The sequence below is a fragment of the Pseudomonas sp. Q11 genome, from assembly GCF_024494355.1.
Taxonomy (GTDB): Bacteria; Pseudomonadota; Gammaproteobacteria; order Pseudomonadales; family Pseudomonadaceae; genus Aquipseudomonas; species Aquipseudomonas hefeiensis.
On the sequence record NZ_JAKNQY010000037.1, the window covers coordinates 1 to 21260 of the forward strand.

The window sequence follows — 21260 nt, forward strand, 5'->3', positions numbered from 1 at the left end:
CGCTCTCACCTTCAGTCTAATCACGATGCAAGACACAAGCGGGCTTGCTCGCGAAGGCGGTTTGTCTGAAACAGTGATGCTGGATGTGCTGGCCTCTTCGCGAGCAGGCTCGCTCCCACAATGGATTTTGCGGCAGGCACGATTGGGTGATCAGCGCAAAGACAACTGTGGGAGCGAGCCTGCTCGCGATAGCAGCGGCATGTTCAACCCCATCCCGACTGATTCCCCCAGCCAAAATTAATCCGTACTTAACCTCCCTCCTGTTTATTCCCTCAATGTGGGCGGCAGCCGCTCGTTCTCTGTCATGGTCAGCGTGTAGACTTTGGCCATCCGATAGCGCGCCGAGGCTCTCCAGGTTGCGCGTCGATCCAATGCAGACAAAGGGAAACGCAATGAATGAGCAAATGATGCGCTTGGGCCGTGAACGGCGCTATCTGGTGCTGTTGGGGCTGATCTGTCTGGCGCTGATCGGAGGTGCGCTGTATATGCAGGTGGCGCTCGGTGAGGCGCCGTGCCCGCTATGCATCCTGCAGCGGTATGCATTGTTGCTGATCGCGATTTTCGCCTTCATTGGCGCGGCGATGCGCACCCGTCTTAGCCTGACGGTTTTCGAAGGCCTGGTCGTGCTCAGCGCCCTGGCCGGTGCGGCGGTAGCAGGACATCACGTGTACACCCAGTTCTTCCCGGCGGTCAGCTGTGGCGTCGACGTGCTGCAACCGATTGTCGATGACCTCCCGCTGGCGAAGATCTTCCCGTTGGGCTTCCAGGTCGATGGTTTTTGCTCCACCCCGTATCCGCCGATCCTGGGCTTGTCCCTGGCACAGTGGGCACTGGTGGCGTTCGTCCTTACGGTGATCCTGGTGCCGTTGCTGGTATCGCGCAATCGCAAACAATTACGCTAGAGCACCTCAATCAAACGCCCCGGTTTTCTGTAGAAAGCCGGGGCGTTTTGCGTTTCAGTCTTAAGGCATGCCAGCCTTGATCCGAGACAAGAATGAGCCGCGACAGCGTGCGACACGTTGTCACACATTTGCAGTTGACTGGCCACCCGCTGCACGAATAAGCACCTTGTCCTGCCATAAAAAATCAGCCATGGCGGCCTCCGTTCGACTGGCTGCCTCCCCACCTGGCAGGCATTTTTAACAATCGGGCGCTTTGCCGCTCAACCCCCCGAATGACGGGGGGTTTACGGGCATAAAAACCCTCTTGAATCAACGCAAGCTGTCTAAATCGGGCGTAGTAGGCCTACGTTTTTTAGGGTTCTTGTTGAGAATGAATTTCGATAAGATGATGGCTTGTTGCAATTTCTGTGAAAGATTGTTGCCCGATCGGATGAAGATTATTTCAGGATAAGACATGGTTTCCGGCGCCTCAGCTCACTACAATCGCCCGCACCGAATTTCCGACCCGGCTCAGGCTTGAGCCCGTGAGGTGGTCGAAGGGCTCAAGGCCCCATGCGACCCCAGGTGTCGGTGCCTTCCAACTACCCGCACCAAATGGAATTGGGCTGTAACAAGGCCTTTGACCTACGAATTCGAATAAGAACTCACTGCTGGCCCGGGATGTGTCGAACAGCGTCTGACGCTGCGACGGTCAGCCCTTATTCAATCCAAGAAAAATGCCAACCCTTGGCAGGGTGAAGTGTTGGCGATCAAAACCCAACTGCATTGCGCAAGCTGCTTTAGAGGTCGTGAGATGAGTAAAAACAGGTACCCCCGATTACTAGGCTTGTTGCCACTGCTCGGCATGTTGTTGCTGGGGGGCTGCAACATGACGTTGCTCGATCCCAAGGGTCAGGTCGGCCTGGATGAACGAAACCTGATCATCACCGCCACGCTGTTGATGTTGCTGGTCGTGGTGCCGGTTATCGTCATGACCTTCCTGTTCGCCTGGAAATACCGTGCGTCCAACACCAGTGCCACGTACACACCCAAGTGGTCGCATTCGACCAAGATCGAAGTGGCGGTGTGGACTATTCCGGTACTGATCATCATTGCCCTGGGTTACATCACCTACAAGTCGACCCACGCCCTTGACCCGTATCGTCCGCTGGATTCCGACGTCAAGCCGATCACCATTGAAGTGGTCTCCATGGACTGGAAGTGGCTGTTCATCTATCCGGAACAAGGCATCGCCACCGTCAACAAGATCGTGTTCCCGGCCCACACGCCGATCAATTTCAAAGTCACCTCCGACACCGTGATGAACTCGTTCTTCATTCCGGGCCTGGGTGGCCAGATCTACGCGATGGCGGGCATGCAGACCAAGCTGCACCTGATCGCCAACCAGAACGCCGAACTCGACGGTATCTCCGCCAACTACAGCGGCGCGGGTTTCACCGGCATGAAGTTCAAAGCAATCGCCACGACCCAGGAAGAGTTCGACGCCTGGGTCAACGATGTGAAGAAGGCACCTAAACAGCTTGAAAAAGCTGAATACGAAGCCCTTTCCAAGCCAAGCCAGAACAACCCAGTCGAGCTCTACTCCTCGGTCACGCCGAACCTGTTCCAGACCATCATCGACAAATATGAAGGCATGAAACCGGGCAAGCTGATCCACGAGAAGAAAGAGAAAGAAGTGGCCCACAACACGCAAGGGTTGGATTCGAGTTCGCATTCAGCTGCCGGGGCAGAGGAGTAAACGATGTTTGGTAAATTAAGTTGGGAAGCGATCCCGTTCCACGAGCCGATTGTCATGGTGACCCTCGCCATCATCGCGCTCGGTGGTCTGGCATTGTTCGCCGGGATCACTTACTTCAAGAAGTGGACCTACCTGTGGACCGAGTGGCTGACGTCGGTCGACCACAAGAAAATCGGCGTGATGTACATCATCGTTGCCATGGTCATGCTGCTGCGTGGTTTTGCCGACGCGATCATGATGCGTACCCAGCTGGCCATGGCCACCGAGGGTTCGCCGGGCTACCTGCCGCCTGAACACTATGACCAGATCTTCACCGCCCACGGCGTGATCATGATCATCTTCATGGCGATGCCATTCTTCACCGGCCTGATGAACCTTGCAGTGCCGCTGCAGATCGGCGCGCGTGACGTGGCCTATCCGTTCCTGAACTCCCTGAGCTTCTGGTTGCTGGTTTCCGGCGTGGTGCTGATCAACCTGTCCCTGGGCGTTGGCGAATTCGCCAAGACCGGCTGGGTTGCTTATCCACCGTTGTCGGGGCTGCAATACAGTCCGGGCGTGGGGATGGATTACTACATCTGGGCGCTACAGCTATCCGGGCTGGGTACGACGCTAACGGGGGTCAACTTCCTGGCCACCGTGCTGAAGATGCGTACCCCTGGCATGAAACTGATGGACATGCCGATCTTCACCTGGACCTGCACCTGGGCCAACGTCCTGATCGTCGCTTCGTTCCCGATCCTGACCGCTACCCTGGCTCTGCTGACGCTTGACCGCTACATGGATTTCCACATTTTCACCAATGAACTGGGTGGAAATCCGATGATGTACGTCAACCTGTTCTGGGCCTGGGGTCACCCCGAGGTGTATATCCTGATTCTGCCGGCGTTCGGGATTTTCTCCGAAGTCATCTCGGCGTTCTCCGGCAAGAAACTGTTCGGCCACCACTCGATGATCTACGCCAGCGGCGCGATCTCGGTGCTGGGCTTCATGGTCTGGCTGCACCACTTCTTCACCATGGGTTCGGGTGCCAGCGTCAACGCCTTCTTCGGCCTGGCGACGATGCTGATTTCGATCCCCACGGGTGTGAAGCTGTTCAACTGGCTGTTCACCATCTACCAGGGCCGTCTGCGTTTCACCAGCCACGTGCTGTGGACCCTGGGCTTCATGGTGACCTTCGCCATCGGCGGCATGACCGGCGTACTGCTGGCCATCCCGGGTGCGGACTTTGTGCTGCACAACAGCCTGTTCGTGATCGCGCATTTCCATAACGTGATCATCGGCGGCGCTGTCTTCGGCTACATCGCCGGCTTCGCCTTCTACTTCCCGAAAGCGTTCGGCTTCAAGCTGCACGAGGGTTGGGGCAAGGCTGCATTCTGGTTCTGGATCTCAGGCTTCTTCGTCGCGTTCATGCCGCTCTATGCACTGGGCTTCATGGGCATGACCCGTCGTCTGAACGCCACTACCAACCCTGAATGGGTGCCGTACCTGTACGTCGCCATGTTCGGTGCGGTGATGATTGCCGTGGGTATCGCCTGCCAACTGATCCAGTTGTACGTCAGCGTGCGTGACCGCAAAAAGCCAGAGAACATGTGCGAACACGGCGACCCGTGGAATGCCCATACCCTGGAGTGGTCGACCTCCTCGCCACCACCGTTCTACAACTTTGCCGTGCTGCCGAAAGCGGACGTCATCGACCCGTTCACCGAAGCCAAGGAAAACGGTACCGCGTACCAGGCTCCGGCCAAGTACACGCCGATCCACATGCCCAACAACACCGCGACCGGTGTGGTCATGGGGGCACTGCTGACCGTGTTCGGTTTCGCGATGATCTGGCACATCTGGTGGCTGGCGATCGCCAGCCTGGTCGGCACCGTGGTGTATTTCACCATCCATGCCGCCCGTGACGATCAGGGCTACATGGTGCCGGTGGATGTCATCGAGCGCATCGAAGCCGAACAGCACAAACGTCTGGTCGCGGCCGGGAAAGTCCCAGCCACCGCCACCCGTGTTGAAACCTCGTTGGAACAGGCTTAAACCATGTCGAACTTAGTGACCACTGTTGGACACGCCCATGGTCATGACCATGGGCACGATGACCATCATCACGACTCGGGCGAGATGACCGTATTCGGTTTCTGGCTCTACCTGATGACCGACTGCATTCTGTTTGCGTCGATCTTCGCGGTGTACGCGGTGCTGGTTAACAACGTCGCCGGTGGCCCGTCGGGCCACGACATCTTCGAGCTGCCGTACGTGCTGGGCGAAACCGCACTGCTGTTGTTCAGCTCGATCACCTACGGCTTCGCCATGCTGGCGTTGTTCAAGGGCAAGAAGACCCAGGTACTGGGCTGGTTGGCCATGACCTTCCTGCTGGGCGCCGGCTTTATCGCCATGGAGATCAACGAGTTCCACATCCTGATCGCCGAAGGCTACGGTCCTAGCCGCAGCGGCTTCCTGTCCGGGTTCTTCACCCTGGTCGGCACCCACGGTCTGCACGTGACCAGCGGTCTGATCTGGATGGCGATCATGATGTACCAGGTCCACAAAAACGGCCTGACCGCCACCAACAAGACGCGCCTGAGCTGCCTGAGCCTGTTCTGGCACTTCCTGGACGTGGTGTGGATCTGCGTATTCACCGTTGTTTATCTGATGGGGACCCTGTAAATGGCTAACGCACATTCCCATGATGGCCATGACGCCGGCCACGGCAGCGTCAAGTCCTACGCCATCGGTTTCATCCTGTCGGTGATCCTGACCGTCATTCCATTCGGCCTGGTAATGTACCCGTCACTGCCCAAGAGCCTGACCTTGTGGATCATCCTGATCTTCGCCGTGGTCCAGGTATTGGTGCACCTGGTGTACTTCCTGCACCTGGACCGCTCTGCAGCCCAGCGCAACAACGTGGTCGCATTTGTCTTTGCCGCGATTGTGATTGTCCTGCTGGTCGGCCTGTCGTTGTGGATCATGTTCAGCATCCACACCAACATGATGGCGAAGTGAGGTAGACCCGATGTCGCTCAAGCACTTTATCCAAATCACCAAACCGGGGATCATTTTCGGTAACGTGCTTTCTGTGGCAGGCGGGTTCTTCCTGGCCTCGAAAGGGCATGTCGATCTGGCCATTTTCCTGGCCGCGATGATCGGCACTTCCCTGGTGGTGGCATCCGGTTGTGTATTCAACAACTGTATCGACCGCGACATCGATATCAAAATGGAGCGCACCAAGAACCGCGCCCTGGTCCAGGGCCTGATCCCGGTGCACCTGGCCCTGGCGTTCGCCACGGTACTGGGTGTGGCCGGTGTGGCGCTGCTGTACTGGGTGGCCAACCCGTTGGCCGCGCTGTTCGCGGTGATCGGTTTTGTCATCTATGTCGGTCTCTACAGCCTGTACCTCAAGCGCAAGTCGGTCCACGGCACGCTGGTGGGCAGTCTGTCGGGGGCGATGCCGCCAGTGATCGGTTACGTGGCGGTCAGCAACAGCTTCGACATGGCTGCGCTGACGCTGCTGGTGATGTTCAGCCTGTGGCAGATGCCGCATTCCTACGCCATCGCGATCTTCCGCTTCAACGACTACCTGGCCGCCTCGATTCCGGTGCTACCGGTCAAGCGCGGCATCCAGGTGGCCAAGAAGCACATCCTGCTCTACATCCTGGCCTTCCTCGTGGCGACCTTGATGCTGACCTTCAGCGGCTACGCCGGCATGAGCTACCTCGCCGTCGCCGCCGCCATGGGCATGTACTGGCTGTACATGGCCTGGACCGGCTACAAGGCAGTGGATGACACGGTCTGGGCACGCAAGCTGTTCGTGTTCTCGATCTTCACCATCACCGCCCTGAGCGTCATGATGTCCCTGGACTTCAAAGTGCCGAGTGAGTTGTTGCTGACTTACGCGCCTTAAGCTTCAGACGCTGCACAAAAAGCCCCGCCTTCGAGAGAAGCGCGGGGCTTTTTGTCTAGGTGGGGCATGGATTGGCTGTCATTCGTCGCAATAGATTTTGGTTTGTTGAACTATGCGCAATTTGCCTATAGTTTCTGCCATGCGTACCCTATTTTTTGAAACGACTACGTTCACCGCCACGGTTGGCCATTACCTGACTGACGATGAATATCGCGTGCTTCAGTCCTATATGCTGCAGCATCCAGAGGTCGGCGACGTCATGCCACGTACTGGCGGCTTTCGTAAGCTGCGCTGGTTCGATGAACGTCGTGGCAAAGGGAAGCGAGGTGGGTTACGAGTCATTTACTATTGGCTCATGAATGATCGTCAGTTCTGGATGTTCGCGATTTATGACAAGGACGAGTTGGAAAACCTGACCTCCGAGCAAGAGAAGACGCTCAAGCGCGCCATAGAAGCAGAGTTGAAAGCACGAGGTACCTTATGAATAAACGTGATCTGTTTTCCGAGATGATGCAAGGCGTCGGGGAGATGGCCGCTCAACGGGAGGGCAAGATTACCCTTCGTCAGATATCGATCGAAGACAAGCCGGTTCCCGAGGTGTCGGCGCAAGAAATCGTAGCGTTGCGCGACAAGCTCCATATGTCTCAGGCCGTTTTTGCCAAGAGCATCAGGACCAGTCCTGGCACCCTTAGAAACTGGGAGCAGGAGAAGTCCAAACCCAACGCCCAGGCAGCTCTTCTGATCAGGCTGGTCGAGAAGTTTCCAGATATGGTCGAGCGGCTCGCAGCTGTTTGAGGAGCTCCTCTCCATGAAAAAGCCCCGCCTTCGAGAGAAGCGCGGGGCTTTTTCATGAGCATTGCTCGGACTGCCGATGTTCCTGTGGGAGCGGGCTTGCTCGCGAATGCGGTGGGTCAGTTGACGGTGATGTTGGCTGACACGACGCCTTCGCGAGCAAGCCCGCTCCCACAGGTGCTTCGGCGAGCACCTAATCGCCAGGCGCCGCTGAGTCAGTGTGGGAGCGAGCCTGCTCGCGATGAGGCTGGCACCTTCACATCGATGCAAGCTGAACCACCGCTATCGCGAGCAGGCTCGCTCCCACAGGGTTCTGGCGGCCGAAAAAGAAGGCTTATTGCTGGGCGATGCTATAGCCGTCGAACGCCTTTTGCTGTTGCAGGGCGGTGACGATGCTTTTTCGGGTGACCGGTTGTTCGGTGCCGTCGTTGTCCAGGAAAATGTCATTTTCCAGCTCGGCCTGGTCGCCTTCGCCAACGAAACTGAAGCCCAGGAATTCGAAGGCCTCGCGGTCGACGTTCGGCTTGGAGCGTGGGGTACGCAAGGGCAGGGTGACGCTGATGCCGTCCTTGCTGATGACAAATACTTCGGCCTCTTTCTTGGGCCGCGAGGCTTTGCCTTTGCTGCCGCTCGGGTTGCTGATGGCCTGATGGGTCTGGTTCAGCACTTTCAGGGCCAGGCCATAAACCAGTTCCTGGAAGGCCGGATCGTCCTTGTAGCTGGACAGGATACGGCTGATGGGGAAGCGGCTGCTCAGGTCTTCCAGTGCCGCGAAATCGGCGGCTTCGGCGTCCTTGAGCTGCTTGAGCTGGCCCATCAGTTCGTAGGCCTTGTCATCGTCGAACGCGTCATGGGCCTGGCGGATGGCGTTGCGCAGCTCGCGGATCTGGTCGCTTTCGCGGTTCGACTGGAACGCATCGAGAACCATCTCACTGATGCTTTTGGCCTGAGGCAGATGCTGTGAAAGATTGATGGAGTTTTCGTATTCCGCTTTGGACGACAGAGTGACTACGGATTCAGCGGTATTGGAATCGGACATTGAAATTTCACTACTTCTGTTAGCTGGATGAGGCGGGAAAGGCGTTGAGCTTTTTTCCGGTCGCCTAATCTATTGGACCCGGGCGGCGTTGTCACGGTTGAACCGGTGGCAGGCCGGTATTTGTTGTTCAGGTACGCATCATTGGCAGATCACATTCTTGCCGGCCATCTTGGAGCGATACAACGCCTGGTCCGCCCGGTCCAGCAGCACGGTGTGCTGTTCATCCTCGCGCCGCTGGACCACACCGAAGCTCATAGTGACCTGGAAGTCGCCCACCGGCAGCAGATCGGACAGGCTCCGGCGAATGGTTTCGGCCATCAGGCAGGCGTTGGCCAGGGAGGTGTTGGGCAAAATCATGATGAATTCATCGCCGCCCCAGCGTACGAGCAAGTCGCCGTCGCGTTCGCAGCGTTTCACGGCCTGTACCACTTGCACCAGCGCCGCATCGCCGAAAGCATGACCGTAACGATCATTGATGTCCTTGAAGTCATCGACGTCCATGGCGATCAGTGACAAGGACTCGCGAAAGCGCTGGGCACGCTCGCAGGCCAGCGGCAGTGCCTGTTCGAGGCGATAGCGGTTGGCGATCCCCGTCAGGGCATCGGTTTCGGCGAGCCTGCGGTTTTCGTCTAGCTGGATCTGCAACTGGTGATTGACCCGGGACAGTTCCAGGGTGCGCTCCTGGATGACGGCTTCCAGCGATTTGTTGCGCCGTTCCAGTTGTTCGAACAGGCGCTTCTTGTCGTCAATGCTGCGATGGGCGCCGATCATCCGCGCCACCGTGCCGTCGGGGTTACGGGCGATCACATAGCCACGGTCCTCGATCCACATCCAAGAGCCGTCGCGTGTTCGACAGCGGTATTCGGCTTGATAGTGGTGGGAGCGTTGTTGCAGGTGGGCGTCGAACAAAGCCATCACCTGCGGATAATCATCGGGATGGATCACGCTTTCCCAAGTCAGCACGGTGTTGTCGAGTGAGTGAGGCAGATACCCCAGCATCGTGTACCAACCGGGGTTGCGGTAGACGAACCCGGTGTTGGCGTTCCAGTCCCAGATGCCATCGCTGACCAGCTCAAGGATGGTGTGCAGCACACTTTCGTCCAGACCGGACAGGTCGAGGCGCAGCATATCGATGTTCGAGGCGTCGCCCATCGTCGTTTCCTCAATCAGCCTTGATATCAAAATGCTTGTCCAAGGATGAAGAGTAGCTGATGGGGCGCGGGGGGCACTAGCGGGGGATATTCAGACGGGGTTTGCTTTTGTGGCGAGGGGATTTATCCCCGCTGGGTTGCGTAGCAACCCCAAGGCTGTCGGTTCACATGGCAGGTGAGTCGGGTTTGATGACTTTTGGGGCCGCTACGCGACCCAGCGGGGATAAATCCCCTCGCCACAACATCATTCGGCTTGGGTTTGGGGTTTACCCCATTGCTGCATCGCAAATTCGACAAAGCTGCGCAGCTTCGGCAGCCGGTAGCGATCCTGGGCATACATCAGGTTCATTGGGCGATGGGGAAGTTGATAGTCCTGCAGCAGCGCTACCAGATGACCTTCCTCCAGATCTTGGGCCACCAGTGCATCGGGAAGCATGACCACGCCCATGCCGGCCAGGGCCGTACGGTGCAGGCCCGAGGAGCTGTTGATCAACATCGGCCCGGTCACCGGCACCTTGATTTCACCTTCCGGCCCGTTGATGGGCCAATGATCCTGGGCGAAGCGCCACTCGTCGCCGGCCGAATAGGCGAATGACAGGCAGTCGTGCTGCTCCAGGTCGCCGGGTTTTCGCGGGGTGCCTCGGCGCGCCAGGTAGGCCTGGGATGCGCAGATGGTCAGGGTGTAATCCATCAAGGGGCGGGCGATCAGCTTCGGGTCGGGGGGGCCGAGACGGATGGCGACGTCGAAGCCGTGATCCAGCAGGTCCAGGCGTTGATTGGTCAGCACCACGTCGAGTTTGAGCTGGGGATGGAGCCGGCTGAATTCGGCCAGTGCCGGCGCAAGGCGTTCGGTGCCGAAGGTCAATGGTGCGGTGATGCGCAAGGTACCGGTGGGCTCGCCTTGCGTTTGCTCGGCCAGCCGTTCGGAGTCGGCCACCAGCCCTAGCACTTCCAGGCAGCGCTGATAGTAGGACGAGCCGAATTCCGTCAGGCGCTGGCGACGAGTCGTACGGTTGATCAGGCGCACCCCGAGGCGTTGCTCCAGCGCACGAAGGTGATTACCCACCATCGTGGTGGACATTTCGCACGCCTGGGCCGCCGCCGTCAGGCTCCCGGTTTCCACTACCTTGACGTAAACAGTCATTGCCTGGAACAGATCCATTATCAAGCCTGGCTTCTAAATGATTGAAGGAAAGCAGTGTTTATCCAGCAAGAGTGGCTAACCATACTGGAAAAAACCACCTGATGGAGCTTGAAGCCATGACCGCCGCCTGCCTGATGACCACCTACCAACCCCTGGCGCTGAATTTTACCCATGGGTTGGGTACGCGCCTGTGGGATCAGGACGGTCGCGAGTACCTGGATGCAGTGGCAGGCGTGGCAGTGACCAATGTCGGCCACTCCCACCCTCGGCTGGTGGCTGCCATCAGCGAGCAGGCTGGCCTGCTGCTGCATACGTCCAACCTGTACGGCATCGACTGGCAGCAACGGCTGGCACAAAAACTCACTCAGCTCTCAGCAATGGAGCGGGTGTTTTTTAACAACTCCGGTGCCGAGGCCAACGAAACCGCTCTGAAACTGGCGCGCCTGTATGGCTGGCACAAAGGTGTCGAGCAGCCGTTGGTGGTGGTCATGGAAAATGCATTTCACGGACGTACATTGGGCACCTTGTCCGCCAGTGATGGCCCAGCGGTGCGCTTGGGCTTCAATCGGTTGCCGGGGGACTTCATCAAGGTGCCATTTGGTGATCTGGCGGCGCTGGAACATATCCAGCAGGTCCACGGCGAGCGCATCGTTGCGGTCCTGGTGGAACCGATCCAGGGCGAAAGCGGCGTGCAACTGGCGCCGCCGGGCTATCTCAAGGCCTTGCGGCAACTGTGCACACGGCGCGCCTGGTTGCTGATGCTCGACGAGATCCAGACCGGCATCGGCCGCACCGGCCAATGGTTTGCGTTCCAGCACGAAGGCATCGCGCCGGACGTCATGACCCTGGCCAAGGGCTTGGGCAACGGCGTGCCCATCGGCGCCTGTGTGGCCCGGGGCAAAGCGGCCGAACTGTTTACGCCCGGCAGTCATGGCAGCACCTTCGGCGGCAATCCGCTGGCCTGTCGAGTCGGCTGCACAGTGCTGGACATCATCCAGGAGCAAGGTCTGCTGGACAACGCCAGGCATCAGGGTGAACAGTTGCTCAACCGGCTGACGGCTGAACTGGCGGACAACCCGAACGTGCTGGCGATTCGCGGCCAGGGGTTGATGATCGGCGTCGAACTCAAGCAGCCGGTCCGCGACCTGACTCTTTGCGCCGCACGGGACCACGGTTTGCTGATCAATGTCACTCGCGGCAAGACCATCCGTCTGCTACCGCCGTTGACGATCGATGGACGGGAAGTGGAGATGATCGTCAGGGGCGTGAGCCGGTGCCTGAAGATAGACTAGGCCAGGTGCGACATGGCTGGACGGAATTTTTGCCAATTGCCGCGTTCCAACGCCAGCCAGAGTCGATAGCCTAAGCTCTGACACTTCAGAACTAAAATACCAGGAGCATCTTCATGTTCACCTCGCGTCGCTTGATTGTTGTCGCAACCGCTGTGGCCCTGCTGTCCGGCTGCGCGTCGCCTAACCCTTATGACAACCAGGGGCAGGCCTCCACAGAGTCCTCCGGCATGAGCAAGACCGCCAAGTACGGCGGCCTCGGTGCATTGGCCGGTGCATTGGCCGGTGCGGCCATCGGTCACGATAACCGCGGCAAGGGTGCGTTGATCGGCGCTGCGGTCGTGGGGGCTTCCGCGGCCGGTTACGGTTACTACGCCGACCAGCAGGAAAAGAAACTGCGTGCCAGCATGGCCAATACCGGCGTTGAAGTGCAGCGCCAGGGCGACCAGATCAAACTGATCATGCCGGGCAACATCACCTTCGCCACCGACTCGGCGAACATCGCGTCCAGCTTCTACCAGCCGCTGAACAACCTGGCCAACTCCCTCAGGGAGTTCAACCAGAATCAGATCGAAATCGTGGGTTATACCGACAGCACCGGCAGCCGTCAGCACAACATGGATCTGTCTCAGCGTCGTGCACAGAGCGTGGCGACCTACCTGACGTCCCAGGGTGTCAGCGGCGCCAACCTGACCGCCCGCGGTGCCGGCCCGGATAATCCGGTGGCCAGCAACGCCGACGTCAATGGCCGTGCGCAAAACCGCCGTGTCGAAGTCAACCTCAAGGCCATTCCGGGCCTGCAATATCAGGCGCCGGCGCAGCAGGGGCAGACTTACCAGCAGTACCCATAACCGCTGGGCGGTAAATGAAAGGGGGCCCCTGAAAACAGGGGCCCTCTTTTTTGCGGCTAGCGTTTGGACCTTTGTGGCGAGGGAGCTTGCTCCCGCTGGGCTGCGAAGCAGCCCCCAAAATCTATCGACTCAATCCCCAGACACATCGTGGTGGCTGGTTTTGGGCCTGCTGCGCAGTCCAGCGGGAGCAAGCTCCCTCGCCACAACAGTGTTCACTTTAGTAGATAGGTTCAGTTCGCCTCTTTCACCGCACTGAGAAACGCACACGTGCGCTCCTGCTGCGGGTTTTCGAAGATCTGCGCCGGAGTGCCCTGTTCGTGGATCTGCCCTTTGTAGAAGAAGCACACCCGGTCGGCGAACTCCCGGGCGAAGCCCATCTGGTGGGTCACCATCAGCATGGTCAGGTTGTGCTCGGCCCCCAGTTTGCGGATCACATTCAGCACTTCACCACACAGTTCCGGATCGAGCGCCGAGGTCACTTCATCAAACAGCATCACCTTGGGTCGCATCGCCAGCGCCCGGGCAATCGCCACCCGTTGTTGCTGGCCGCCGGACAACTGCGAAGGGTAATGGTCGAGCTTGCTGCCCAGGCCCACCAGCTCCAGTAAATCGGCCGCGCGCTCCCGGGCTTCCTTAGGATTCATGCCCAGCACCTGCACGGGGGCCTCGATCACGTTTTGCAGCGCGGTCATGTGGGGGAACAGGTTGAAGCTCTGGAACACCATGCCGATCTTGCCGCGCACCCGGCGGATGTGCCGGTCGTTGGCCGGCACCAGCACGCCGTTGCGGTTGGGCATGTGGGTCAGGGAGTCATCTTCGATGCGGATCTGGCCCTGGTCGATGCCTTCCAGGGTCATCAGCACCCGCAACAATGTCGACTTGCCCGAGCCGCTGGGGCCGATGATCGCGACTTTTTCACCGGGCGCGACATCCAGGTTCAGATGGTCGAGTACCGTAAAGCTGCCATAGCTTTTGGTCACGTCCTGGAAACTGACAATCGGCCGGCACGGTGTCTGATCTTGCATGGCCGGGGCCTCCTGCTGCGACGCCAGCGTGCTGCGCCGGGACAAATCGGTGGGCGAGGACAGGGGTAAAGTCATTAGCGTAGCTCCATGCGCGTTTCAAGGCGCCGTACCAGATAGGCCAAGGCGAGGCTCAGGGCGAGGAAGAACAGGCCGACCATGGTGATCGGCTCCAGGTAACGGAAATGCTCGGAGCCGATGTTCTTGGCCTGCTGCATGATTTCCACCACAGTGATCGCCGACAGCACCGGCGTGTCCTTGAGCATCGCCACCAGGTAATTGCCCAGCGGCGGTATGATCGGCCGCAGCGCCTGGGGCAGGATGATGTTGCGGTAAGCGTTGTACGGAGCGATGTTCAGCGCCGTCACCGCTTCCCACTGCGCCCGCGGCACCGCGTCAAGGCCGCTGCGATAGACCTCGGCGATATAGCAGGCGTAGTGCAGGCCGATACCGAGGATGCCGACTTGCATCGCCGTCAGGCTCAAGCCGTAGTTAGGCAGCACGTAATAGAGGAAGTACACCTGGATCAGCAGCGGTGTGCTGCGGATGAACTCGATCACAGCGGTGGCCGGCCATGACAGCCAGATTTTTCGGCTGCGCCGACCAATTGCCAGGAACAGTCCCAGGACAATCGCGATCAGAAAACCGATCAGGGTGATGCCCACCGTGTTGAGGGAGGCGCGCAGCAAGTCCGGCAGGATCTGTGCGGCGTAGGACCAGTCGAACAGGGTCATGACAGACCTCCACGCATCCGGCCCCGGCTCAGTCGTCGCTCGACATGGCGCATGCCGAAGTTGATGGCTTGGGCAAGGATGAAATACATCACCAGCGCCAGGCTGAAGATCTCCAGTGTCTGGAAGGTTGCCTGATCCAGTTGCCGTGCTCGGAAGCTCAGGTCGGACAACGTGATCAACGACACCAGCGACGTGTTCTTCAGCAATTCGATCAGCAGGTTGGTGCCCGGGGGGATCGCCGCCAGCAGGGCCTGGGGCAGGATGATCCGTTTGAAACGCTTGAAACCACTGAAATTCAGCGCCGTGCAGGCTTCGTATTGCCCTTTGGCCACCGAGCTGATGGCGCCGCGCATGACTTCGGCACCATAAGCGCCGATGTGCAGGCCCAGGCCGACAATCGCCACGGCGTAGGGGCTCAATTCAATGTTGAACGGCGGCAGTGGCAGCACGAAGAACAACCAGAACAGTTGCACCAGCAGCGACGTGCCACGAAACACTTCGATGTAAGTGATGGAAAACCAGCGCAGCGCTCGCCATGGCGACAGTCGTCCCAGGGCCGCCAGTACCGCGCTGACAATTGCCAGCAGCGAGCCGAAAAAGGTCACCTGAAGCGTGACCCAGGCCCCTTGAATCAATAACGGAAGTAATTCGCCCATGGTTCAACCCGATATCCGATGAAGCAGGGAACAGGCATCACGCACCGCGCGTCATGCCTGTTTCGGCTATGGCTGAGCGCAGAGCTCGGCCGCGGTTTTGCTGGTCACGTTGGACTTGTCGAAACCGAACGGCGCAACGGCCTTGAGGTGTTCTTCAGAGCCTAGCCATTTCTTCAGCTCGGCATTGACCGCATCGCGCAGGTCTTTGTCTTCGGGGCGGAAGGCGAGGGCGCCGTAGCCAATGTGCGACGGGTCGTCCTTGAACTCGGTCATTGCCTCAACCTTGTCACCGCCCTTGCTGGCCAGGCCTTTCATGGTCAGTTGCGTGCCGACGGCAGCGTCCGCGCGCCCGGCGCGCACTGCTTGCAACTGCGCGGTGGTGTCGGGGACCTGGAGGATCTGCTCATCCTTGACCCCGGAATCCCGGGCGTAGGCCAGGTTCACCGTACCGGCCATGATTGCCAGCTTCACGTCCGGTTGTTTGGCGATGTCTTCATAGCTGTGGAGTTGCTTTGGATTACCCTTGGCCACGAGCAGGGCATCGGGCAACTGGTATTGCGGATCGGTGAACAACACCTGCTTGCAGCGCGCCGGGGTGATGTACATCCCGGCGGCAATCACATCGAAACGGCCGGCGCGCAGGCCGGGAATCAGCGAGCCCCATTCGGTGAGCACACCGTTGACCTGCTTGATGCCCATCTTGGCGAAGATGATCTTGGCGATTTCCGGTGATTCACCGGTGACAGTGCCGTCGGTTTCGGTGAAGGCGAACGGGGTTTCGTTGGCGTAGCCGATCCGGATGCTGCTGTTGCTTTTGACGGTATCGAGGGTGGCGGCGTGAACGCTGCCAGCCAGGCCAAGTACGGCACAGGTTATTAAGAGCCGACGCAGGGGCGCGCATGTGGCGGGAAGGAAATTGCTCATCGATAAAATCTCCTGTTTCTTGTGGATCCGTCGTTTGACGGCTCTGTGGTAGGAGGCAGTGTTACAAGAGCAAAGCGTACAGCGGCTGATCCGGCCATGGCCTGGAATCGGGAACGGCGCCGGTACAGGTCGATCCGGCTTTTTTGTCGGGGCGGTGAACCCGCCTGGATGACGACCTTGGACCGAGCATACAAAAGCCCCGGCACCGATTGTATTGCACTAGGACAATTGCTTTGTCGCGATTGTCGCGGGATGCTGTGCGCACCAGAACACACGCGGGTTGCAGCGTCATGGATAAGTGGAAATCAGCCTTGGACGTTGCCCGTAGCGGTGAGTCCAAATACAAGATTCTGGTACAGGCCATTGCCGACGATATCGAGCAGGGCTCCCTGGCCAATGACCAGCGCTTGCCGCCGCAACGGCAAGTGGCCGACGCCATGGGCATCAGTGTGCAGACTGTCACCAATGCCTACAAGGAGCTGGAGCGTCAGGGCCTGGTGCGCTGTGAAGTGGGACGCGGCAGCTTCGTTTCGCGGCGCATGAGCGACCGGGTCGCGACCTACATTCTCGATAGCCCCGAGCGTGCGCTGGTGGATTTTTCCATCACGCGAATCATGCACACCCGCGAGCACGACCAGTTTTGGCGCGACACCTGCCTTGAACTGAGCACCGAAGAAGACCAGCCGTGGATTCATGCTTTTCGTCCGATCGCAGGTTTTGAATCCCATCGCGAAGCGGCCGCTCAATGGATTGGCCGCCAAAGGTTGAAGGTTGATCGCAACGACATCTTGATCACCAACGGCGCGGCCCATGGGATCTTCCTTGCCCTCGCTTCCCTGGCCGGTCCCGATGATGTGGTGCTCTGCGAAGGGGTGACCGACCACGGGGTGATCGGCAATTCCCAGGTGTTGGGTTTTACCCTTAAGGGCCTGGAGATGGATCGCTATGGCATCGATCCTGAACACTTCGAGGACATGTGCAGCAACGAGCGCATCACTGCGCTGGTGTGTACGCCGAACCTGAACAACCCCACCACCAGCCTGATGCCCGACACCCGCCGGCGGGAAATCGCCGAGATTGCCCGGCGCTTTGGTGTGCACATCATCGAAGACGACGTGTACGGTCCGCTGCTGGACGAACGTCGTGCGCCGCCCATCAGCCACTACCTGCCGGAGCTGTCGTTCTATTGCACCAGCATGACCAAGTCGGTGCTCACGGGGCTGCGCATCGGTTATCTGGTGGTGCCCAAGCGCCTGGCGCTGCGCACCGAGAGCATCCTGCGGGTCAACAGCTGGATGGCCACGCCCATGGTGTCGGAAATTGCCGCCCGCTGGATCCGTGATGGCCGCGCCGAGTCACTGGTGCATTTGCAGCGCCGGCTGTTGGCCGGGCGCCAGGCGATGGTGACCGAGTACATGGGCGAGCATCTGCTGGGCCAGCATCCTCACGCCTTGAATGCCTGGATAGGCATCCCACCTCGGTGGGAGGTGGACAGCCTGGTGCGGGCGCTGCGGCACAAACACATCGCCGTGACCTCTCCCGACCCGTTCACCGTGCGCGGCACCCCCAAACCTCGAGCGGTGCGAGTATGCGTAGGCGCCGAATGCAGCGATGAGGAAATGCGCCATGCGCTGATCGGCATGCGCGAGATGTTTGACCAGTATCCGCAGGTGCATGATTTTTAACTGTGGGAGCGAGCCTGCTCGCGATAGCGGTGTAACAGCCAACAGAAACTGTGGCTGTACTGTCTCCATCGCGAGCAGGCTCGCTCCCACAGGGGATTTGTAGTGGTCGAGGATTTGGGGCCGGACAATCATTGATTAAATTGCCCTAGTACATTCATCACCACAATCCAGCCCTCTTAGACTGCGCCCAACACATCAGCTCGGGACGCGGTCATGGCAGTGTTGCAGCTACAGGATGTCTATCTCGCTCGCCAGCGCATCGAATCGCTGGTGCGGCGTACGCCCATGGAGCATTCCCCCAGCCTGTCACGGCTGATGGGGGTGGCGGTGTACCTCAAGCTCGAATCCCTGCAAATCACCGGCAGCTTCAAGCTGCGCGGCGCGACGAATGCCGTGGCCCAGCTCAGCCCCGAGCAACAGGCCTTGGGCGTGGTCACTGCATCGACCGGCAATCACGGGCGGGCGCTGGCCCATGCGGCTTCCCGGCAAGGGGTCAAGGCGATTGTCTGTCTGTCGAACCTGGTGCCGGCCAATAAGGTGCAGGCGATTCGCGATCTGGGGGCCGAGGTGTGCATCGTCGGCCAGTCCCAGGACGATGCCCAGCGCGAAGCCGAACGCATTGCCAGAGAGCAGGGTGCGACCTTCCTGCCGCCTTTCGACCATCCGGCGATCATCGCCGGCCAGGGCACCCTCGGCCTGGAGATCCTCGAACAACAGCCGGACGTGGCCCAGGTGCTGGTGCCGCTGTCCGGCGGCGGCCTGTTCGCCGGCGTGGCCCTGGCGCTCAAAAGTGCGAATCCGGCGATTCAGGTGCATGGCATCAGCATGGCCCGAGGCGCCGCGATGGATGCCAGCCTCGCCGCCGGGCAGCCGGTGGAGGTCGAGGAGTTGCCCACGCTGGCGGACTCCCTCGGCGGCGGCATTGGCCTGGATAACCGCTACACCTTCGACATGACCCGACAACTGAGCGATGACCTGCACCTGCTCTCAGAAGCTTCCATCGCCAACGCTTTGCGCCACGCCTATCACGAGGAACGCCTGGTGCTTGAGGGCGCTGCCGTGGTGGGCATTGCCGCTTTGCTCGACGGCCTGATCGAACCACGTGGGCCCATTGTGCTGGTGGTCAGCGGGCGCAACGTCGACACCGAACAACATGCCCGCGTACTCGCTGGGGCCCAGCAATAACCATCACCCGCAACGGAGCCAGCCATGAGTGAAGTCACCCTATTGAGCGAAGCGGATCTGCGCAGTTGCGTGGCCCTCGACCTGCCTAGCATCGACGCCATCGAACAGGCCTTCGTGCTGCTGGCAACGGCGGCCGTGGCGATGCCGCCGATCCTGCGGCTGGATATCCCCGAACATAACGGTGAGGTGGACGTGAAGACGGCTTACCTGCCGGGCCTGGAGCGGTTTGCGATCAAGGTCAGCCCGGGCTTTTTCGATAATCCGAAACTCGGCCTGCCCAGCCTCAACGGCATGATGATGCTGCTGTCGGCGCGCACCGGTCTGCTGGAGGCGCTGTTGCTGGACAACGGTTATCTCACCGCCGTGCGCACAGCCGCCGCCGGAGCGGTGGCGTCGCGCTGCCTGTCTCGCGAGCAGAGCCGCAGTGTCGCGTTGATCGGTGCCGGCGAGCAGGCCGCGTTGCAGCTTCAGGCGCTGCGTCTGGTGCGGCCCATCGAAGAAGTGCGGGTCTGGGCTCGCGATGCACAAAAGGCCCAAACCTTCAGTGCCGAGCTGGCGCGTGATACGGGGCTTTCGGTGACGCCGTGCACAACGGTCGACGCCGCGCTGGAAGGCGTCGACATTGCCATCACCTGCACCCCCAGTCGTGAGCCGCTGATCGAGGCTCGGCACCTGCATCCGGGCCTGCATATCACCGCGATGGGCTCGGACGCGGAACACAAGAACGAGATTTGCCCGCAGGCCCTGGCGGCCGTCGACTGCTACGTCGCCGATCGCCTGAGTCAGACCCGCGTGCTCGGTGAACTGCATCACGCCCTGGCGGCCGGTGTCGTTGGCGATGAGTCGGCGTTGATGGAGTTGGGCCAGGTGTTGGCGGGGCAGCGGGCCGGGCGAACCGATGAGGCGCAAGTCACCTTGTGCGACCTCACCGGCACCGGTGCCCAGGACACCGCCATTGCCAACCTGGCCTTCGAGCGGGCGCGGGCGGCGGGCAAGGGTTTCCCATTCGGTCGTTAACCGATTTTTTATTCGTGCGTCATTGATCAGAGGGCAGGTGGATGTCAGAGATAGTCGTCAATCTTCCGTTCCAGCGGGAGGAATACGCCCAGCGCCTGGCGAAGGTCCGCGTGGCCATGCAGGTCCAGGGCCTGGAGCTGTTGCTGGTCACCGATCCGTCGAACATGGCCTGGCTCACCGGCTATGACGGTTGGTCGTTCTACGTACACCAGTGCGTGCTGGTGGCGCTGGACGGCGAGCCCGTGTGGTTCGGTCGCGGCCAGGATGCCAACGGCGCCAAACGCACGGTGTTCATGCAGGCCGATAATATCGTCGGCTACCCGGACATCTACGTGCAGTCGCGCGAACGCCATCCCATGGACTACCTGTCCCGGGAAGTGATCACCGCGCGTGGCTGGGGTGGGCTGACCATCGGCGTGGAGATGGACAACTACTATTTCAGCGCCGCCGCGTACCTGTCGCTGCAAAAGCATTTGCCGCAGGCCAAACTGGTGGACGCGGTGGGGTTGGTGAACTGGCAGCGGGCGGTCAAGTCCCCCCAGGAAATCGCCTACATGCGCATCGCCGCGCGCATCGTCGAGAACATGCATGCGCGGATTCTGGAGCGGATCGAGCCGGGTATGCGCAAGAACGAACTGGTGGCCGAGATCTACAGCAGTGGCATTCTTGGGGCCGATGGCCATGGCGGCGATTACCCGGCCATCGTGCCATTGCTGCCCACCGGTGCCGACGCCAGCGCGCCGCACCTGACTTGGGACGATTCGCCGTTCGAGAAGGGCGCCGGGACTTTTTTTGAGATCGCCGGTTGCTACAAGCGTTACCACTGCCCACTGTCGCGCACCATCTACCTGGGCAAGCCGCCGCAACATTTTCTCGACGGTGAAAAAGCCGTGGTCGAGGGCATCGCCGCCGGCCTGGACGCGGCCAAGCCGGGCAACACCACGGGCGACATTGCCGTGGCATTTTTCAAAGTGCTGGAGAAGTTCGGCATCCATAAGGACAGCCGTTGCGGCTACCCGATCGGTATCAGCTATCCGCCGGATTGGGGCGAGCGCACCATGAGCCTGCGCCCCGGCGACACCAGCGTGTTGCAGCCGGGCATGACGTTCCACTTCATGCCGGGTTTGTGGATGGACGATTGGGGCCTGGAAATCACCGAAAGCATTCTGATCACTGAAACCGGCGTCGAGACGCTGTGCAACGTGCCTCGTCAATTGTTCGTGAAGGATTGAG

At 59.9% G+C, this 21260-nt stretch carries 22 protein-coding genes; 15 read left to right on the top strand and 7 right to left on the bottom strand.

The features are described 5' to 3' along the window. The 9 genes from MA884_RS26030 to MA884_RS26070 form a co-directional block, all read left to right on the top strand. On the top strand, positions 1-241 hold a 241-nt coding region (locus tag MA884_RS26030), incomplete at its 5' end, for a hypothetical protein (RefSeq protein WP_256233192.1). A gap of 151 nt (positions 242-392) precedes the next feature. Continuing rightward, a complete protein-coding gene (locus MA884_RS26035; protein WP_256233193.1) occupies positions 393-902 on the top strand; it encodes a disulfide bond formation protein B in 510 nt (169 codons plus the stop codon). 793 nt (positions 903-1695) lie between these two features. Then, on the top strand, positions 1696-2640 hold the full coding sequence (gene cyoA, locus MA884_RS26040) for a ubiquinol oxidase subunit II (protein WP_256233194.1): 945 nt from the start codon (positions 1696-1698) through the stop codon (positions 2638-2640). A 3-nt stretch (positions 2641-2643) separates the two neighbouring features. Further along, positions 2644-4674 carry a cytochrome o ubiquinol oxidase subunit I gene (gene cyoB / locus MA884_RS26045; RefSeq protein ID WP_256233195.1) on the top strand — a complete coding sequence of 677 codons (2031 nt, stop codon included), beginning with the start codon at positions 2644-2646 and terminating at the stop codon, positions 4672-4674. Between the two features lie 3 nt (positions 4675-4677). Next, a complete protein-coding gene (locus tag MA884_RS26050) occupies positions 4678-5304 on the top strand; it encodes a cytochrome o ubiquinol oxidase subunit III (RefSeq protein ID WP_014340103.1) in 627 nt (208 codons plus the stop codon). Beyond that, positions 5305-5640, top strand: coding sequence for a cytochrome o ubiquinol oxidase subunit IV (gene cyoD, locus MA884_RS26055; protein WP_214963438.1), 336 nt, complete (start codon positions 5305-5307; stop codon positions 5638-5640). It abuts the gene before it with no gap. Positions 5641-5650: 10 nt separating this feature from the next. Then, the gene (gene cyoE, locus MA884_RS26060; RefSeq protein WP_256233196.1) at positions 5651-6538 is read left to right on the top strand and encodes a heme o synthase; all 888 of its coding nucleotides are present in this window, start codon (positions 5651-5653) and stop codon (positions 6536-6538) included. Between the two features lie 139 nt (positions 6539-6677). Beyond that, positions 6678-7022 (top strand): toxin, encoded by a 345-nt coding sequence (locus MA884_RS26065; protein ID WP_092456203.1) that lies wholly within the window; start codon positions 6678-6680, stop codon positions 7020-7022. Then, positions 7019-7333, top strand: a complete 315-nt coding sequence (locus MA884_RS26070) for a DNA-binding transcriptional regulator (protein ID WP_092393895.1) — start codon at positions 7019-7021, stop codon at positions 7331-7333. Before MA884_RS26065 ends, MA884_RS26070 begins: the two co-directional genes overlap by 4 nt. A 331-nt stretch (positions 7334-7664) precedes the next feature. Here MA884_RS26070 and MA884_RS26080 read toward each other — a convergent pair whose 3' ends face one another. The 3 genes from MA884_RS26080 to MA884_RS26090 all read right to left on the bottom strand — a co-directional run bounded on the left by MA884_RS26080 (position 7665) and on the right by MA884_RS26090 (position 10682). Beyond that, positions 7665-8369 (bottom strand): hypothetical protein, encoded by a 705-nt coding sequence (locus MA884_RS26080; RefSeq protein ID WP_186658520.1) that lies wholly within the window; start codon positions 8367-8369, stop codon positions 7665-7667. A 138-nt stretch (positions 8370-8507) separates the two neighbouring features. Further along, positions 8508-9521 (bottom strand): diguanylate cyclase, encoded by a 1014-nt coding sequence (locus MA884_RS26085; protein WP_256233197.1) that lies wholly within the window; start codon positions 9519-9521, stop codon positions 8508-8510. 243 nt (positions 9522-9764) lie between these two features. Beyond that, entirely contained in the window at positions 9765-10682 is a 918-nt protein-coding gene (locus tag MA884_RS26090; RefSeq protein ID WP_256233198.1) for a LysR family transcriptional regulator, read from the bottom strand. 98 nt (positions 10683-10780) lie between these two features. On the opposite strand from MA884_RS26090, the gene MA884_RS26095 reads away from it, so the two are divergent. After that, positions 10781-11956 carry an aspartate aminotransferase family protein gene (locus tag MA884_RS26095; RefSeq protein ID WP_256233199.1) on the top strand — a complete coding sequence of 392 codons (1176 nt, stop codon included), beginning with the start codon at positions 10781-10783 and terminating at the stop codon, positions 11954-11956. Between the two features lie 113 nt (positions 11957-12069). Further along, positions 12070-12804, top strand: a complete 735-nt coding sequence (locus MA884_RS26100) for an OmpA family protein (RefSeq protein WP_256233200.1) — start codon at positions 12070-12072, stop codon at positions 12802-12804. 230 nt (positions 12805-13034) lie between these two features. Here the strand turns inward: MA884_RS26100 and ehuA are convergent, their stop codons facing one another. The 4 genes from ehuA to ehuB all read right to left on the bottom strand — a co-directional run bounded on the left by ehuA (position 13035) and on the right by ehuB (position 16140). Further along, positions 13035-13904, bottom strand: a complete 870-nt coding sequence (ehuA, locus tag MA884_RS26105; RefSeq protein WP_305519591.1) for an ectoine/hydroxyectoine ABC transporter ATP-binding protein EhuA — start codon at positions 13902-13904, stop codon at positions 13035-13037. After that, on the bottom strand, positions 13904-14560 hold the full coding sequence (ehuD, locus tag MA884_RS26110; RefSeq protein WP_256233201.1) for an ectoine/hydroxyectoine ABC transporter permease subunit EhuD: 657 nt from the start codon (positions 14558-14560) through the stop codon (positions 13904-13906). Before ehuD ends, ehuA begins: the two co-directional genes overlap by 1 nt. Further along, positions 14557-15216, bottom strand: coding sequence for an ectoine/hydroxyectoine ABC transporter permease subunit EhuC (gene ehuC, locus MA884_RS26115; protein ID WP_256233202.1), 660 nt, complete (start codon positions 15214-15216; stop codon positions 14557-14559). Before ehuC ends, ehuD begins: the two co-directional genes overlap by 4 nt. Positions 15217-15282: 66 nt before the next feature. Beyond that, positions 15283-16140 (bottom strand): ectoine/hydroxyectoine ABC transporter substrate-binding protein EhuB, encoded by an 858-nt coding sequence (gene ehuB / locus MA884_RS26120; RefSeq protein ID WP_256233203.1) that lies wholly within the window; start codon positions 16138-16140, stop codon positions 15283-15285. Positions 16141-16430: 290 nt separating this feature from the next. Here ehuB and MA884_RS26125 point away from each other — a divergent pair, with 290 nt between their 5' ends. The 4 genes from MA884_RS26125 to doeA all read left to right on the top strand — a co-directional run bounded on the left by MA884_RS26125 (position 16431) and on the right by doeA (position 21259). Beyond that, positions 16431-17825, top strand: a complete 1395-nt coding sequence (locus tag MA884_RS26125; RefSeq protein ID WP_256233204.1) for a PLP-dependent aminotransferase family protein — start codon at positions 16431-16433, stop codon at positions 17823-17825. Positions 17826-18038: 213 nt separating this feature from the next. Next, entirely contained in the window at positions 18039-19010 is a 972-nt protein-coding gene (gene eutB / locus MA884_RS26130) for a hydroxyectoine utilization dehydratase EutB (RefSeq protein WP_256233205.1), read from the top strand. Positions 19011-19034: 24 nt separating this feature from the next. Beyond that, on the top strand, positions 19035-20027 hold the full coding sequence (locus MA884_RS26135; protein WP_256233206.1) for a cyclodeaminase: 993 nt from the start codon (positions 19035-19037) through the stop codon (positions 20025-20027). 41 nt (positions 20028-20068) lie between these two features. Next, complete coding sequence (doeA, locus tag MA884_RS26140) at positions 20069-21259, top strand: ectoine hydrolase DoeA (protein ID WP_256233207.1); 1191 nt, start codon at positions 20069-20071, stop codon at positions 21257-21259. Position 21260 lies beyond the last annotated feature (1 nt).

What these genes read in the sequence shown, in the direction of transcription:
- MA884_RS26035 (WP_256233193.1), top strand. Translation starts at nt 393, where the DNA reads ATGAATGAGCAAATGATGCGCTTGGGCCGTGAACGGCGCTATCTGGTG.
- cyoA (WP_256233194.1), top strand. Translation starts at nt 1,696, where the DNA reads ATGAGTAAAAACAGGTACCCCCGATTACTAGGCTTGTTGCCACTGCTC.
- cyoB (WP_256233195.1), top strand. Translation starts at nt 2,644, where the DNA reads ATGTTTGGTAAATTAAGTTGGGAAGCGATCCCGTTCCACGAGCCGATT.
- MA884_RS26050 (WP_014340103.1), top strand. Translation starts at nt 4,678, where the DNA reads ATGTCGAACTTAGTGACCACTGTTGGACACGCCCATGGTCATGACCAT.
- cyoD (WP_214963438.1), top strand. Translation starts at nt 5,305, where the DNA reads ATGGCTAACGCACATTCCCATGATGGCCATGACGCCGGCCACGGCAGC.
- cyoE (WP_256233196.1), top strand. Translation starts at nt 5,651, where the DNA reads ATGTCGCTCAAGCACTTTATCCAAATCACCAAACCGGGGATCATTTTC.
- MA884_RS26065 (WP_092456203.1), top strand. Translation starts at nt 6,678, where the DNA reads ATGCGTACCCTATTTTTTGAAACGACTACGTTCACCGCCACGGTTGGC.
- MA884_RS26070 (WP_092393895.1), top strand. Translation starts at nt 7,019, where the DNA reads ATGAATAAACGTGATCTGTTTTCCGAGATGATGCAAGGCGTCGGGGAG.
- MA884_RS26080 (WP_186658520.1), bottom strand. Translation starts at nt 8,369, where the DNA reads ATGTCCGATTCCAATACCGCTGAATCCGTAGTCACTCTGTCGTCCAAA.
- MA884_RS26085 (WP_256233197.1), bottom strand. Translation starts at nt 9,521, where the DNA reads ATGGGCGACGCCTCGAACATCGATATGCTGCGCCTCGACCTGTCCGGT.
- MA884_RS26090 (WP_256233198.1), bottom strand. Translation starts at nt 10,682, where the DNA reads ATGGATCTGTTCCAGGCAATGACTGTTTACGTCAAGGTAGTGGAAACC.
- MA884_RS26095 (WP_256233199.1), top strand. Translation starts at nt 10,781, where the DNA reads ATGACCGCCGCCTGCCTGATGACCACCTACCAACCCCTGGCGCTGAAT.
- MA884_RS26100 (WP_256233200.1), top strand. Translation starts at nt 12,070, where the DNA reads ATGTTCACCTCGCGTCGCTTGATTGTTGTCGCAACCGCTGTGGCCCTG.
- ehuA (WP_305519591.1), bottom strand. Translation starts at nt 13,904, where the DNA reads ATGACTTTACCCCTGTCCTCGCCCACCGATTTGTCCCGGCGCAGCACG.
- ehuD (WP_256233201.1), bottom strand. Translation starts at nt 14,560, where the DNA reads ATGACCCTGTTCGACTGGTCCTACGCCGCACAGATCCTGCCGGACTTG.
- ehuC (WP_256233202.1), bottom strand. Translation starts at nt 15,216, where the DNA reads ATGGGCGAATTACTTCCGTTATTGATTCAAGGGGCCTGGGTCACGCTT.
- ehuB (WP_256233203.1), bottom strand. Translation starts at nt 16,140, where the DNA reads ATGAGCAATTTCCTTCCCGCCACATGCGCGCCCCTGCGTCGGCTCTTA.
- MA884_RS26125 (WP_256233204.1), top strand. Translation starts at nt 16,431, where the DNA reads ATGGATAAGTGGAAATCAGCCTTGGACGTTGCCCGTAGCGGTGAGTCC.
- eutB (WP_256233205.1), top strand. Translation starts at nt 18,039, where the DNA reads ATGGCAGTGTTGCAGCTACAGGATGTCTATCTCGCTCGCCAGCGCATC.
- MA884_RS26135 (WP_256233206.1), top strand. Translation starts at nt 19,035, where the DNA reads ATGAGTGAAGTCACCCTATTGAGCGAAGCGGATCTGCGCAGTTGCGTG.
- doeA (WP_256233207.1), top strand. Translation starts at nt 20,069, where the DNA reads ATGTCAGAGATAGTCGTCAATCTTCCGTTCCAGCGGGAGGAATACGCC.